Source organism: Microbispora sp. ZYX-F-249 (assembly GCF_039649665.1).
In the GTDB taxonomy this organism is placed as follows: Bacteria; Actinomycetota; Actinomycetes; order Streptosporangiales; family Streptosporangiaceae; genus Microbispora; species Microbispora maris.
The window spans coordinates 1-13,378 of record NZ_JBDJAW010000063.1; the positions used below are offsets into that span (position 1 = coordinate 1).

Consider the following 13,378-nt stretch of genomic DNA (forward strand, 5'->3'; position numbering starts at 1 on the left):
TGACACCGGCGCCAAGGGTGACACGGGCGCGAAGGGCGACAAGGGCGACACCGGCCCGCAGGGCCCGGCCGGTCCGCGCGGACCGGAGGGCCCGAAGGGTGACACCGGCGCCACCGGTCCCAAGGGGGACAAGGGCGACACCGGTCCCAGGGGCGCCGAGGGCGATCGTGGTCCCGCCGGTCCGGCCGGTCCCGCGGGCGCCGAGGGCGATCGTGGTCCCGCCGGCGACACCGGTCCTCGCGGCCTGCCCGGTGAGGACGGCAAGAGTGCCTGCGATATCTGGAAGAAGGGCACCTGCACCGCCAAGGACGAGGCCGACTTCCTGAAGTGGCTCAAGGGCCAGGGTGGTGACTCCGGCGGCGGCGCCGCCGCCCTGAGCTCGCGGATGGCGAGCGGGTCCATCTCGGGGAACAGCGGGTTCGTCTCCTGCGCGGCGGGTGAGACGGTCACCGGCGGCGGCTACAGGGTCAGCTCGAGCAGGACCGTCACGGGCAGCTACATGAGCGAGAACGGCTGGAGGGTCGAGCTGACGGGCACCGGCGGCGGCGGCGGAATCAGCCTCGTCTACGCCATCTGCACCAAGATCTCGTAAGAGCGTGCCGGCGGAGTCCATGCGGCTCCGCGACACGCCGCCCATGCTTGCCGTACGCGACGAGGCGTTGGCGTACGGCGACTGCGAAGGCCCTTCCGGAGGGGTTACCGGAAGGGCCTTCGTCGGTTCCGCGACCAGGGACGTCCGGCAGCCGGCGATGCTTGACGAGTTTTGAAGGCGTTCGCTGTCCGAACGGCACTGCGAAAGGTGACGATCGGGGGAACTCAGGCGACCTTCACCGAGTGATCCCCGAAGTCGGCCACCACGTCGAGCCTTCCTCCCAGCGCCACCAGGTAGGAACGGAGCGTGTCGAGTCCGCCGATCTGGCCATGCTCGATTTGCGATACTCGTGCCTGGCTCACGCCCATCCGTTCCGCCAGGAGCTTCTGCGACACTCCCAGGCGCTTGCGCATCTCCGCCAGTTGAGCCCCGCGCAACTCGGCCCGTAGCTGCTCGCGGCTGGCTTCCCGGGCGGCGACCCGTTCCGGCGAGTCCCAGTCAGGATCGATCTCCCGAATGCGGGCCTTGGTGTCGGACCACTTCACGAACTCGCTCATCCCAGTTCCTTCTTCTCCTCGGCACGGTATGCGGCATAGCGTGCTTCCGCCAGGGGGATCGCCGTTCGGTACCAGCGGTTCCATTCTCCTGACTTGTCCCCGGCGACCAGCACGATCGCCTCTCTGGTCGGATCGAAGACGAACAGCAGGCGAATCTCACTATTACCGGGTACACGAGGGCGGAGTTCCTTCAAGTTGTGCAGGACGCGCGAGTGGTGGATCCGGTCGACCAGAGGACGGCCGAGCTTCGGGCCCTGCAGGGCGAGTTCGTCCAGCGCCTCTTCGACCTATTACCGGTCGGTGCTTTCGGTTGCGACAGGGAGAAGGGAGGGGCGGTAGCGGCCGGAGAGGCGGGCGAGTTTGAGGCTGAGATGCAGGCTCAGCCGTTCTCCTCCGTCCCTGAGGTCGGTCTCCGCCAGTTCCTCCACCCGCCGCAGCCGGTAGTAGAGAGACGTGCGGTGCAGGCGGAGCCTGCGGGAGACGGCCTGGGCGTTGCCGGCGAGGTCGAGGTAGATCTCCAGAGTCTCCAGCAGCGGCCGGTGCTGGGCCTCGTCCAGCAGCCGTGCCAGCCCGGGATGGAGGTTGCCGTGCGGCATGCCGGCCAGCATGCGGTAGACGCCGAGGCGGCCCCACTCGGCCGAGCGCCCGAACTCCGGCACCTTGGCGGCGATCTCGGCGGCGTGCAGGGCCTCCTCGTACGACTCGGCCGCGAGGGAGAGCGAGGGGCGGGGCGAGCCGATCCCGACCAGGACGGGCGTCCCGAGGGCGGCGTGCATCTCCTCGGGGAAGGCGCTCGTGCCCGCGGTGAGCAGGACGGCGTGGTCGTAGCGCACCAGGTGCAGAGGATGGTGCCTGGCCAGGCGCCGCCGCAGGGCCAGCAGCCCGCGCTCCAGCGTCAGCCGCAGGGTCTCGCCGGCCTCGCCGGCGGGGGGCCGGGCGACCGCCACGGTCACGGGCACGCCAGGCGGGAACGCGCCCGCCTCGATCAGTGTCCTGTCGGCGTCCGGCTCGCGGAGCAGCAGTCCGGTGACGGCCTCCAGTTCGCGGCGCGAGGCGAGTTCGGAGGCCAGGCTCTCGTGGAACAGGGACAGGGCCAGGCTGGGCGCCGTCTCCGCCGCGACCGCGATCTCCGGCTCGGTCATGGCCGGGGCCGCGTCGATGAACCAGAGGAAGCCGAGCGGCATGCCGTCGTGCCGTACGGGAACGCAGACGCGCGGCAGCAGACCCAGCTCCGGTGCGCCGGGTGTGCGCAGCGGCCCGGTCGCCTCGTGGATGCCCGCCGAGCGCAGGAAGTCGCGTACGTCGGGAGTGGTGTGGCGGCGCAGGATCGACTGGCGGCGGACGTCGTCCATCGGCCCGTCCTGCTCGCTGTAGGCGACGACACGCTGGCGGCCGTCCTCGAGCAGCAGAGGTCTTTCCAGGCGAAGGGCGAGCTCGTCCACGATGCGCTGCAGATCCATCACTCGGCCTCCACCTGGACGCTTCGACATCTGTAGGGGAAGCGCCCGCTGGTCTTCCCTACAAGTGACCGATGATCTGCGTCAATAGTCGCGTTAGCGTCATAATTCGTGAAACTCTCAAAAACGCTGTTCCCGGGCATAGTGGCGGCCATCGCGCTCGCACCGCTCGCGCTGACGGCGGCTCCCGCGTCCGCGGCCCCCGGCGAGGACCCCGGCCTTCCCTGGCGTCGTGACCATTGGCCCCAGACCCAGCCCTGGCAGCGCGACCAGCCGGACGAAGCACAGAACCTGCGCGGCCGTCCGTCCCGGGTCGTCGCGCCGATCGACCCGCAGAACTGGAAGAACCCCGACCACATGACGTGGGCGGACTACCGGAAGATCCCGGGCACCGACTGGGCGAACCCGGCGGTCAAGGGCTCCACGCGCACCTTCAAGGGCGCGCTCGTGCTGGTGGACTACCCCAACCAGCCGTTCGTGGTCACCCAGCCGCGGAACTCGACGGTCTTCGGCAATCCCAGCGCCGAGGCCCACGACATCCCCCGCGACCAGGTCGCCAGGTTCTACCAGGACTTCCTCAACACTCCCAACCAGCTCAACAAGGGCCACACGCTGCACGAATACTGGATGGAGGACTCCGGCGGCCGGTACGGCGTCGACCTCACCGCGTTCGGCCCCTACACAATGCCGGGCAAGTCGTACGAGTACGGCATGGAGTATCAACGGGACGCGTGCCCGGCGGGGGACGACTGCACCAGGAACCTGCGTACGGACGGCAACACGGCCTGGCTGGACGACGTCGGCCAGGAGGTGGCGGGCCGGTTCGACTTCGTCTTCTACCTGAGCGCCGGACAGGACGAGTCGTCGACCTGGCAGGAGTTCGGCATGATGAAGTTCCCCGCCAAGGAGGACGTCACCGACGAGTTCGGCCCGCCGGACCCGAGCCTGCCCAACTGGTCCAGGACCCGCTACGTGGACTGGACGTCGTGGGCCGCGGGCTCGACGTTCTGGCCGAACGCGCGCTTCGGCGTCGACTCGGTCCAGACCGAGAGCTCCGGCATGGGGACGTTCGCCCACGAGTTCAGCCACATCATGGGCATCGCGGACAACTACAACAATCCGTACGGCACGCCGATGCGCCGGGCGTACACCGGCATCTGGGAGATGCTCAGCCGGGGCAGCTTCAACGGCCCGGGCGGCCCGCACAGCCGCTGGCTGATCCCGCCCACGGCGGGCGCGTCCATGGGCGCCCAGCACATGCTGCGCAACAAGATCAAGCTGAACATGGTGGACGAGCAGAACGTCCTGCGCCTGTCGCGTGACGCGCTCGCCCAGTCGGGTCTCGTCGTCGCCGACGTCACGGCCCGCGCCGTCCAGCCGGGCACGAACGGCCTGACGGGCGTGAACATCGCCTTCGGCACCGGCGACAAGTCCACGGGGTCGTGCAACACCGCGACCGACCCCCTGTGCGACGGCGGCGGCTACGACAACTACACGGTCGAGGTCGTCGACCGCATGGGGACCGACTCGTTCACCCCCGACGCCGGGGTGCTGCTGGCCAAGACCAAGGACCAGGACAGGGCGCCGTTCGAGTGGGTGATCGACGCCAACCCGCAGGACATCGGCATGACCGACTACGTGCTGCCCGACGGCACCAAGGTCCCGATCACGATCGGCGACTACCGGCAGCTCGCCGACGCCCTCTTCCACGCCGGCACCGACTCCGGCAGCCGGTACGAGTACGTGGACCAGGCCAACCGCCTGCACTTCTATGTCATCGACCCGCATCGCGGCCGCGACGGGACCCTGTCGTACACGGTCGCCGTCCGCTCGCTGGACGGGTCGGGCCCGCAGAAGCGGGGCGTGAAGCTGCTTCCGGGCGCCGGAGTCCCCGGGGCCCAGAAGGGCCTGTCCACCTGCCGGTTCCCGCTGTTCAACACCGGCAAGGCGGCGCCGGCGCAGGGGCAGCACCCCGAGGACGCCGGCACGTACCTCAACAGCGACGTCTATCGTCTGCAGGCGAAGGTCGAAGGGAAGGGCTGGTCGGTGATCACGCCCAACGCCCTCACCGCGGTCGGCTTCGGCGCGCACGACGACGTCACCGTCCACGCCCAGCGCGCCGACGGCGGCAGCCGCCTGGCCACCGTCACCCTCACGGCCACCTCGGAGAGCGACCCCGCCAAGACCGCGACCGCGAAGTGCCACGTCATCGGTCTCTAGGGTGACCGCGCCCGCCCTCCCGGCCACCTCTCCGGCACCCCGCGGCGGGTGCCAGGGCCATCGGTCCGGGGTGTGCCGGAGGGTTGGCGTCGCCGCACACCGGTCGGGGTGAACCGTGAACGTGGAGCACGGCCGGCAGGGACTGCGGCGCGCGGCCACGGGGCGGGGTCCGGCCGTCACGCGCTCTACCGAGTCGCCGCGGAATTGCTGCCCGGCGCGTGAGCGGAGCCGCGGACGCTGCGGAAGTAGGCGTTGGCCACGGGGCCGAACATGAGAGCCATCGCTCCCCACACCGCCGACAGGTGCAGCACCCGGCTGGCGGTGAAGGCGAGGGTCATGGCGTACAGGCGAAGGCCCTTCCGGACGATCCGTCCGGAAGGGCCTTCACTCGATCGGAATCAGCCGAAGAAGCGCGGGAGCGCCGACGAGTGGACCTCGCGAAGCTCCTCGACCGGGACGTCGAGTACGCCCTCGACCGTGAGCGCGGAGCCGCCGGTCAGGCCGAGCCCGGAGCAGGGGACCTCGTGACGGGCGCACAGGTCGGCGAGGGCGTCGAACGCCTCGGGCCGTACGCACACCAGCGCCCGCGCGGCCGACTCGCTGAACAACTCGACGAAGGCGTCCTCGCCCGGCAGGGTCACCGTGCAGCCGACGCCCTGGGCCAGGCACGCCTCGGCCAGGGCGACGGCGAGACCCCCGTCGGACAGGTCGTGCGAGCCCTCGAGCAGCCCGCGGGCCGCCGCCTCGGTCAGCACCGCCGCCAGGCCGCGCTCGGCCTCCAGGTCCGCCTGCGGCGGCAGGCCGCCCAGGTGGCCGTGGACGACGTGCGCCCACTCCGACCCGCCGAACTCCTCGTGGGTCTCGCCCAGCAGGAGGACGCGCAGGCCGGGGGCCGTGAAGCCGGACCGGACCCGCTGCGCCACGTCGTCGATCACGCCGAGCACGCCGACCACCGGCGTCGGGTTGATCGCGGTCGAGCCCGTCTGGTTGTAGAACGACACGTTGCCGCCGGTCACCGGGACGCCGAGGGTCCGGCAGGCGTCGGCGAGCCCGCGCACGGCCTCGGAGAACTGCCACATGACCTCGGGGTCCTCAGGCGAGCCGAAGTTGAGGCAGTTGGTGACGGCGAGCGGCGTCGCGCCGGTCACCGCCACGTTGCGGTACGCCTCCGCCAGCGCGAGCTGGGCTCCCGTGTACGGATCGAGCTTCGCGTAGCGGCCGTTGCCGTCGGTGGCGAGCGCGATGCCCCGGGTGGTCTCCTGGGCGCCGGGCATGACCTCGGAGATCCGCAGCATGCCGGCGTCGGCGGGCTGGGCGAGGACCGTGTTGCCCCGGACGTACCGGTCGTACTGGGAGGTCACCCACTCCTTGGACCCGAGGTTGGGCGAGCCGAGCAGGGTGAGCAGCGTCCCCCGCAGGTCCTCGGGACGGGGCAGGCGCTCGGGGCCGTCGGCGTTGAGCGCCGCCTGGCCGGCGGGCTCGTGGAACGGGCGCTCGTAGACCGGGCCTTCGTCGGCGGCGGTGCCCGGCGGGATGTCGACGATCACCTCGCCGTCCCACGTCATGACGAGCCTGCCGGTGTCGGTGACCTCACCGATCACGGTCGCCGGGACGTCCCACTTGTCGCAGATCGCCATGAAGGCGGGGATGTCGTCGGGCGTGACGACCGCCATCATGCGCTCCTGCGACTCGCTCATGAGAATCTCCTCGGGCCGCAGCGTGGGATCGCGCAGCGGGACGAGGTTGAGGTCGACCTGCATGCCGCCGGTGCCCTTGGCGGCCAGCTCGGTCGTGGCGCAGGACACCCCGGCCGCGCCGAGGTCCTGGATGCCGACGACCACGTCCGCCTGGTACAGCTCCAGGCAGCACTCGATCAGCAGCTTCTCCATGAACGGGTCGCCCACCTGAACGGCGGGCCGCTTGGCCTGCGACTCGTCCTCGAAGGTGGCCGAAGCCAGCACCGACGCGCCGCCGATGCCGTCCGCGCCGGTCCGCGCGCCGAACAGCACCACCTTGTTGCCCGGCCCGGGGGCGGTGGCCAGCTTGATCTGGTCCTTGCGCAGCAGGCCGACGCACAGGGCGTTGACCAGCGGGTTGCCGATGTAGCAGGGGTCGAAGGCGACCTCCCCGCCGACGTTGGGCAGGCCGAGGCAGTTGCCGTAGTGGCTGATGCCCTCGACCACGCCCGGCAGCACGCGCCGCGTGTCGGGCTGGTCGGCCCCGCCGAAGCGCAGCGAGTCCATGACCGCGATCGGCCGTGCGCCCATCGACATGATGTCGCGCACGATGCCGCCGACGCCGGTCGCCGCGCCCTGGTGCGGCTCGACGTACGACGGGTGGTTGTGCGATTCGATCTTGAAGGTGGCTGCCCAGCCGTCGCCGATGTCGACCACGCCGGCGTTCTCGCCCATGCCGACGAGCAGGGCCTCCGACTTGGGCGCCTTGGTCCCGAACTGCCGCAGGTGCACCTTCGACGACTTGTAGGAGCAGTGCTCGCTCCACATCACCGAGTAGATGGCCAGCTCGGAACTGGTCGGCCGGCGCCCGAGGATCTCGCGTACGCGCTGGTACTCGTCGTCCTTCATGCCCAGCTCGGCGTACGGCTGGCGCTCGTCCGGCGTCTCCTGCGCGCGCCTCACGGAATCCGTGTTCATTGGTCGCTCACCGCTCCTCGTTCGCTCCGCGGCGTCCCTCGTCCCTCGGCCCGCCACTCCGCTCACTGCGTCGGGTTCGCTCCCGGTCATGCGTTCACCAGTCTCTTCAGAATCGAGGTGAAGAAGTGGCGGCCGTCCACGCTGGGCGCGCCGGTCAGGTCCTCGACCGCGTGCTCCGGGTGGGGCATGAGACCGACGATGTTCCCGGCCTCGTTGGTGATCCCGGCGATGTCGTTGAGCGAGCCGTTCGGGTTGCCGCCGGCGTAACGGAAGACCACCCGGCCCTCGCTCTCCAGCGCCGCGAGCGTGCCGGCGTCGGCGACGTAACGGCCCTCGCCGTGCTTGATCGGCAGCACGATCTCCTGGCCGTCGGTGAAGTCCGCCGTCCACGCCGTACGCGTGCTCTCCACGCGGATGCGCTGGTCGCGGCAGATGTAGTGGAGGCCCTCGTTGCGGGTGAGCGCGCCCGGCAGCAGGTGCGCCTCGCAGAGGATCTGGAAACCGTTGCAGGTGCCGAGCACGGGCAGCCCGGCCTGGGCGGCCGGGATCAGCTCGGTCATGAGAGGGGAGAACCGGGAGATCGCTCCGCAGCGAAGATAGTCGCCGTAGGAGAACCCGCCGGGCAGGAAGACGGCGTCGACTCCCTTGAGGTCGTGGTCGGCGTGCCACAGGGGCACGGCCTCCGCTCCGGCCAGCCGTACGGCTCGCGCGGCGTCCTGGTCGTCGAGTGTTCCGGGGAAGGTGACGACGCCCACCCGGGCAGCGCTCATGACAGTATTCCCTCCAAGGCGCACGCCACCGTCTCATGTGCCGGACGGCGGTCAGTGGCGGTACACCTCAGGGTATCGGAGCCGCCAAATCGGCTCCCCTCGCGGAGGCCATTCCGGATCACTCGTCACACCGGGGTTCCCCGAGCCCCGGCGCGGTGGGTCGCCGGGGTCCTCAGACCCCGGCGAGGTGCCGATCGAGGGTGAGGTGGTGGGCGATGGCGTCCTCGTCCCAGTCGAGCTCCTTGCACAGGCGCACAGTGGTGCCGCGCCCGGGCGTGATGTCGAACGAGAGATCGTCCACGACGGCACGCATGATCAGGATGCCCCGCCCGTTCTCGGTCTCCGCCGGCGGATATTGCCGGGGGATCATGTGCAGCCCCTCGCCTTCGTCGGCGACGCGCAACTCGCAGCGGCCGTTGCCAATGGTGGCCATGACCTCGTAACGGTTGGCAGGACCACCGTGCCGTACCGCGTTGGCGCACGCCTCGGACGTCGCCAGGAGTATGTCGGACACGCACTCCTCGGTCACTCCGAGGGACCGGAGCGCGTCTCCCACCACCCGGCGGACCATCGGGATGCCGATCGCATCCCGTGGCATCGCCAGTGAGAACTCAATATCCACCGGACCCCTCCCCGGTGTCGAAGGTCACCAAGGTAGGCTTCCCCGATGAATCAGGGCTAACCGCAAAATCACGTCCCTGTTAAACAGGGCGTGCCGTATAGGAGGGTTCGAGAGGGACCGAAGCCCGATTAGGGGTTGATAAGCAGCGGGAATAGTGGTGTGAAATGCGCCACTTCACCTCTCGACGTGGATCGTGAAGTCCTCGATGACCGTGTTGGCGAGCAGGGTTTCGGCCATCTTTCGGACGTCCGAAAGTGCGGCCTCGTCGGCCGGGCCGTCCAGCTCGAGCTCGAACCGCTTGCCCTGCCGCACCCCGGCGACCCCGGAGAAGCCGAGTCGCGGCAGCGCCCGGGCGATCGCCTGGCCCTGCGGGTCGAGGATCTCCGGCTTGAGCATGACGTCGACGATGACGCGCGCCACGATGTTCCTCCAGTTCGAATAGGCCCGCCGGTTTCGGGGGGTCCGCCTGGGTCAAGCCTAGTGCCGCCTTGTCGCCACGCCCCCTGTGGCCCCGGCACCGGGGAGTGTGGCGTCCCGCGGTCCGGGAATCGGAGAAGTGTGGACGGGCGGGCGGGGTCTTGCGCTAAGGGGTGTGACTTCTGCCACGATGTCCACATATGCGCCCGGTCGCCCACCCCAGCGACCGTCCGCCAGACGACCCGGCCTTCCTGCGGGGGTGACCCCACCCGCGGGGGCCCGACACGCACAGGAGTGGCACGTGACAGCCGACGCCCCTCGCGGTGTAGACGCACCCCCGGAGCTCGTCCAACTGCTCACCCCGGAAGGGGAGCGGATCGAGCATCCCGACTACGACATCGAGCTGACCGCGGAGGAGGTCCGCTCCCTCTACCGTGACCTGGTCCTCGTCCGCCGCATCGACCTGGAGGCCGTCGCGCTCCAGCGGCAGGGAGAGCTCGGCATCTGGGCGTCCCTGCTCGGGCAGGAGGCCGCGCAGATCGGCTCGGGGCGGGCGCTCACGGACGCCGACATGGCCTTCCCCACCTATCGCGAGCACGGCGTGGCCTGGTGCCGCGACGTCGACCCGGTCAAGCTGCTCGGCCTGTTCCGCGGCGTGAGCAACGGCGGATGGGACCCGGCCGAGCACAACTTCCACCTCTACACGATCGTCATCGGCTCGCAGGCCCTGCACGCGGTCGGGTACGCCATGGGCGTCCAGCGCGACGGCGCCGAGGCGGCCACGATCGTCTACTTCGGTGACGGCGCGACCTCCCAGGGCGACGTGAACGAGTCGTTCATCTGGGCATCGGTGTTCAACGCCCCCGTCGTCTTCTTCTGCCAGAACAACCAGTGGGCCATCTCCGAGCCGCTGGAGAAGCAGTCGAAGATTCCGCTGTACAAGAGGGCGTCCGGCTTCGGCTTCCCGGGGATCCGGGTCGACGGCAACGACGTGTTCGCCTGCCTCGCCGTGACCCGCCGGGCGCTGCAGAACGCCCGCGAGGGGCAGGGGCCCACGCTGATCGAGGCGTTCACCTACCGGATGGGCGCGCACACCACCTCCGACGACCCCACCCGCTACCGCCTCGCGGACGAGCTGGAGGCGTGGAAGCTGAAGGACCCCATCGAGCGGGTCAAGGCGTACCTGTTCAAGAACCAGCTCGCCGACCAGGAGTTCTTCGAGAAGATCGACGCCGAGGCCGACGCACTCGGCAAGGACGTGCGAAGCCGGTGCCTCGCGCTGCCCGACCCGCCGCCCGGGGCTATCTTTGATCACGTGTACGCCGGCGCCCACGCACTCCTCGACGAGGAACGCGAGCAGTACCTGACCTACCTGGCGGGGTTCGAGCGATGACCACTCTGACTCTCGCCAAGGCGTTGAACGAGGGCCTCCGCCGCTCCATGGAGGACGACCCCAAGGTGCTCGTGATGGGAGAGGACGTCGGCAAGCTCGGCGGCGTCTTCCGCGTCACCGACGGCCTGCAGAAGGACTTCGGCGAGGACCGTGTGATCGACACGCCGCTCGCCGAGTCGGGCATCATCGGCACGGCGATCGGCCTGGCCCTGCGCGGCTACCGGCCCGTGTGCGAGATCCAGTTCGACGGGTTCGTGTTCCCTGCCGCCGACCAGATCATCACCCAGCTCGCGAAGATGCCGCTGCGGTCGCTCGGCGCGCTCAAGCTGCCCGTCGTCGTACGCATCCCCTGCGGCGGCGGCATCGGGGCGGTCGAGCACCACTCCGAGTCGCCCGAGGCGTACTTCACCCACACCGCGGGCCTGCGGGTGGTCGCGTGCTCGAACCCGGCGGACGCGTACACGATGATCCAGGACGCCGTCCGCTGCGACGACCCGATCATCTTCTTCGAGCCCAAGCGCCGCTACTGGGACAAGGCCGACGTCGACCTCGCCGCCCCCGGCCTGCCGCTCGACCGCGCCCGGACCGTACGGCAGGGCCGCGACGTCACGCTGGTCGCGTACGGGCCGATGGTGAAGACCTGCCTGGAGGCCGCCGCGGCGGCGGAGGAGGACGGGCGGAGCGTCGAGGTCGTCGACCTGCGCTCGCTCAACCCCCTCGACATGGATGTCCTGACCGAGTCCGTGACGCGGACGGGACGGTGCGTCGTCGTCCACGAGGCCCCGGTCTTCACCGGCTTCGGGGCCGAGATCGCGGCGCGGGTCACCGAGCGCTGCTTCTACAGCCTGGAGGCGCCGGTGCTGCGGGTGGGCGGGTTCTCCACGCCCTATCCGCCGTCCCGGCTGGAGGACCACTACCTGCCCGACCTGGACCGCGTGCTCGACGCCGTGGACCGCTCGTTCGCGTACTGAGGGGGAGGGATCTGCCATGCTGCGCGAGTTCAGACTCCCCGACGTGGGCGAGGGACTGACCGAGGCCGAGATCGTCAAGTGGCACGTCGCCCCGGGTGACTCGGTGAAGATCAACCAGACGATCGTGGAGATCGAGACGGCCAAGGCCGTCGTCGAGCTGCCGTGCCCGTACGAGGGCACCGTCTCCGCACTGATGGCCGGCGAGGGCCAGACGGTCGACGTCGGCGCACCGATCATCTCGGTGGAGGACGGCGTGGGCGGCGACAGCGCAGGCCCGGGCCGGGAGGCGCTGGCCGACGACATGGTTCCGGACGTGCGGAAGGCACAGGCCCCGGCCCACGCCTCTGCTCCGGCTCCGGCTCAGGCGTCGGCGAAGGAGGAGCGCCAGCCGGTGCTGGTCGGGTACGGCGTCAAGACGAGCGCCACCCGCCGCCGCCCCCGCAAACCGGCGTCGCCCGCTCCGTCTGTGTCCGCTCCGTCTGTGTCCGCTCCGTCCGTGCCCGCCGCTCCGGCGCCGCCGGCCGCTGCCCCTGCCGCGACCGTTCCGGCGACCGCGGCAGGGGTGGCATCGGTGGCCGGGGTGGCACAGGGCGACGGCGCCGGGGCGTCCGTACGGGCGCGCGTCCTGGCCAAGCCGCCGGTGCGCAAGCTCGCCAAGGACCTCGGCGTGGACCTGGCCGCCCTCACCGGCACCGGCCCCCAGGGGTCGATCACCCGGGCCGACGTGGAAGCGGCGGTGGCGGCGCCCGCCCTCGCCCCGGCCGCCGGGCGCGACACGAGCGCGCGGGAGGAGCGCATCCCGGTCAGAGGGGTCAGGAAGGCGACCGCGCAGGCGATGGTGGCCAGCGCGTTCTCGGCCCCGCACGTGACCGAGTGGCTCCAGGTCGACGTGACCGAGACGATGGAGGCGGTCCGGCGGCTGCGTACGCTGCCCGAGTTCGCCGAGGTCAAGGTCTCCCCGCTGCTCCTGGTCGCGAAGGCCCTGATCACCGCGGTCAAACGGCATCCGATGGCCAACGCGTCGTGGACCGGCGAGGAGATCGTGGTCAAGCACTACGTGAACCTCGGCATCGCCGCGGCCACCGATCGCGGGCTGATCGTGCCCAACATCAAGGACGCCGACGCGATGTCGCTGCCCGATCTCGCCCGGGCGCTCGGCGAGCTCACCGAGCGGGCGCGGGCCGGGAAGTGCCAACCGGCCGAGCTGAGCGGGGGCACGATCACGATCACCAACGTCGGCGTCTTCGGCGTCGACGCCGGCACGCCGATCCTCAACCCGGGAGAGGTGGCGATCCTCGCCGTGGGCCAGATCAGGGACATGCCCTGGGTGGTCGACGGGCAGCTCGCGGTCCGCAAGGTGACCACGCTGGCGCTGTCGTTCGACCACCGCGTGGTCGACGGCGAGCTCGGCTCCTACGTCCTGCGTGACGTCGGCGCCATGCTGGAGGACCCCCTCCGGATGCTCGCCTGGAGCTGAACGCCCCGCCCAAGTCGAATGCAAGATCTGAACCAGTGAGGTTCAAGCGGCGATTCCTAGCGTGTCCGCCTGTGATCCTCATCCCGTTCGACCGGCGGGACACCACCGTGTGCCGCGTCCTCCCGAAGATCGAGCGCCTGGGCGTCCCCGTGACCCGGTGGGACACCGGCGCGTGTCCCGCCGGGTCGCGGGTGACGGCTGCCGGGTCACGGGCGACGGCGGGCGTCGCCGCCGGCTCGCGGTGACCG

13 protein-coding genes and 1 pseudogene are annotated in these 13,378 nt (G+C 70.5%); 6 read left to right on the top strand and 8 right to left on the bottom strand.

The features are described from left to right. Positions 1-592: pseudogene (locus tag AAH991_RS37550) on the top strand (hypothetical protein); the annotation flags it as partial. Between the two features lie 224 nt (positions 593-816). Here the strand turns inward: AAH991_RS37550 and AAH991_RS37555 are convergent. From AAH991_RS37555 to AAH991_RS37565, 3 genes are read right to left on the bottom strand one after another with little or no spacing between them, the layout of a single operon-like run. Then, positions 817-1,149 (bottom strand): helix-turn-helix domain-containing protein, encoded by a 333-nt coding sequence (locus AAH991_RS37555; RefSeq protein ID WP_346230716.1) that lies wholly within the window; start codon positions 1,147-1,149, stop codon positions 817-819. Continuing rightward, positions 1,146-1,424: a type II toxin-antitoxin system RelE/ParE family toxin gene (locus tag AAH991_RS37560; RefSeq protein ID WP_346230739.1), complete on the bottom strand. Its 279-nt coding sequence runs from the start codon at positions 1,422-1,424 to the stop codon at positions 1,146-1,148. Before AAH991_RS37560 ends, AAH991_RS37555 begins: the two co-directional genes overlap by 4 nt. Before the next feature lie 15 nt (positions 1,425-1,439). Next, complete coding sequence (locus AAH991_RS37565) at positions 1,440-2,609, bottom strand: PucR family transcriptional regulator (protein ID WP_346230717.1); 1,170 nt, start codon at positions 2,607-2,609, stop codon at positions 1,440-1,442. Between the two features lie 108 nt (positions 2,610-2,717). On the opposite strand from AAH991_RS37565, the gene AAH991_RS37570 reads away from it, so the two are divergent. Next, a complete protein-coding gene (locus AAH991_RS37570) occupies positions 2,718-4,826 on the top strand; it encodes a M6 family metalloprotease domain-containing protein (RefSeq protein WP_346230718.1) in 2,109 nt (702 codons plus the stop codon). A 185-nt stretch (positions 4,827-5,011) separates the two neighbouring features. On the opposite strand, the gene AAH991_RS37575 is transcribed toward AAH991_RS37570, so the two are convergent. The 5 genes from AAH991_RS37575 to purS all read right to left on the bottom strand — a co-directional run bounded on the left by AAH991_RS37575 (position 5,012) and on the right by purS (position 9,292). Then, entirely contained in the window at positions 5,012-5,164 is a 153-nt protein-coding gene (locus AAH991_RS37575) for a hypothetical protein (RefSeq protein ID WP_346230719.1), read from the bottom strand. A gap of 60 nt (positions 5,165-5,224) precedes the next feature. After that, positions 5,225-7,480: a phosphoribosylformylglycinamidine synthase subunit PurL gene (purL, locus tag AAH991_RS37580; RefSeq protein ID WP_346230720.1), complete on the bottom strand. Its 2,256-nt coding sequence runs from the start codon at positions 7,478-7,480 to the stop codon at positions 5,225-5,227. Between the two features lie 86 nt (positions 7,481-7,566). Beyond that, positions 7,567-8,250, bottom strand: a complete 684-nt coding sequence (purQ, locus tag AAH991_RS37585) for a phosphoribosylformylglycinamidine synthase subunit PurQ (RefSeq protein WP_346230721.1) — start codon at positions 8,248-8,250, stop codon at positions 7,567-7,569. Positions 8,251-8,422: 172 nt separating this feature from the next. Beyond that, a complete protein-coding gene (locus AAH991_RS37590; RefSeq protein ID WP_169981829.1) occupies positions 8,423-8,872 on the bottom strand; it encodes an ATP-binding protein in 450 nt (149 codons plus the stop codon). A gap of 174 nt (positions 8,873-9,046) precedes the next feature. Beyond that, positions 9,047-9,292, bottom strand: a complete 246-nt coding sequence (purS, locus tag AAH991_RS37595) for a phosphoribosylformylglycinamidine synthase subunit PurS (protein ID WP_346230722.1) — start codon at positions 9,290-9,292, stop codon at positions 9,047-9,049. Between the two features lie 298 nt (positions 9,293-9,590). Here purS and pdhA point away from each other — a divergent pair, with 298 nt between their 5' ends. The 4 genes from pdhA to AAH991_RS37615 all read left to right on the top strand — a co-directional run bounded on the left by pdhA (position 9,591) and on the right by AAH991_RS37615 (position 13,375). Further along, complete coding sequence (gene pdhA / locus AAH991_RS37600) at positions 9,591-10,682, top strand: pyruvate dehydrogenase (acetyl-transferring) E1 component subunit alpha (protein WP_346230723.1); 1,092 nt, start codon at positions 9,591-9,593, stop codon at positions 10,680-10,682. After that, complete coding sequence (locus AAH991_RS37605) at positions 10,679-11,653, top strand: alpha-ketoacid dehydrogenase subunit beta (RefSeq protein ID WP_346230724.1); 975 nt, start codon at positions 10,679-10,681, stop codon at positions 11,651-11,653. Before pdhA ends, AAH991_RS37605 begins: the two co-directional genes overlap by 4 nt. Positions 11,654-11,669: 16 nt before the next feature. Next, entirely contained in the window at positions 11,670-13,130 is a 1,461-nt protein-coding gene (locus tag AAH991_RS37610) for a dihydrolipoamide acetyltransferase family protein (RefSeq protein WP_346230725.1), read from the top strand. 71 nt (positions 13,131-13,201) lie between these two features. Continuing rightward, positions 13,202-13,375 (top strand): hypothetical protein, encoded by a 174-nt coding sequence (locus AAH991_RS37615; protein WP_346230726.1) that lies wholly within the window; start codon positions 13,202-13,204, stop codon positions 13,373-13,375. Positions 13,376-13,378: the final 3 nt, after the last annotated feature.

Excerpts from the sequence above, each read along its gene's own strand:
- AAH991_RS37555 (WP_346230716.1), bottom strand. The coding sequence starts at position 1,149 with ATGAGCGAGTTCGTGAAGTGGTCCGACACCAAGGCCCGCATTCGGGAG.
- AAH991_RS37565 (WP_346230717.1), bottom strand. The coding sequence starts at position 2,609 with ATGGATCTGCAGCGCATCGTGGACGAGCTCGCCCTTCGCCTGGAAAGA.
- AAH991_RS37575 (WP_346230719.1), bottom strand. The coding sequence starts at position 5,164 with ATGACCCTCGCCTTCACCGCCAGCCGGGTGCTGCACCTGTCGGCGGTG.
- purL (WP_346230720.1), bottom strand. The coding sequence starts at position 7,480 with ATGAACACGGATTCCGTGAGGCGCGCGCAGGAGACGCCGGACGAGCGC.
- purQ (WP_346230721.1), bottom strand. The coding sequence starts at position 8,250 with ATGAGCGCTGCCCGGGTGGGCGTCGTCACCTTCCCCGGAACACTCGAC.
- AAH991_RS37605 (WP_346230724.1), top strand. The coding sequence starts at position 10,679 with ATGACCACTCTGACTCTCGCCAAGGCGTTGAACGAGGGCCTCCGCCGC.
- AAH991_RS37610 (WP_346230725.1), top strand. The coding sequence starts at position 11,670 with ATGCTGCGCGAGTTCAGACTCCCCGACGTGGGCGAGGGACTGACCGAG.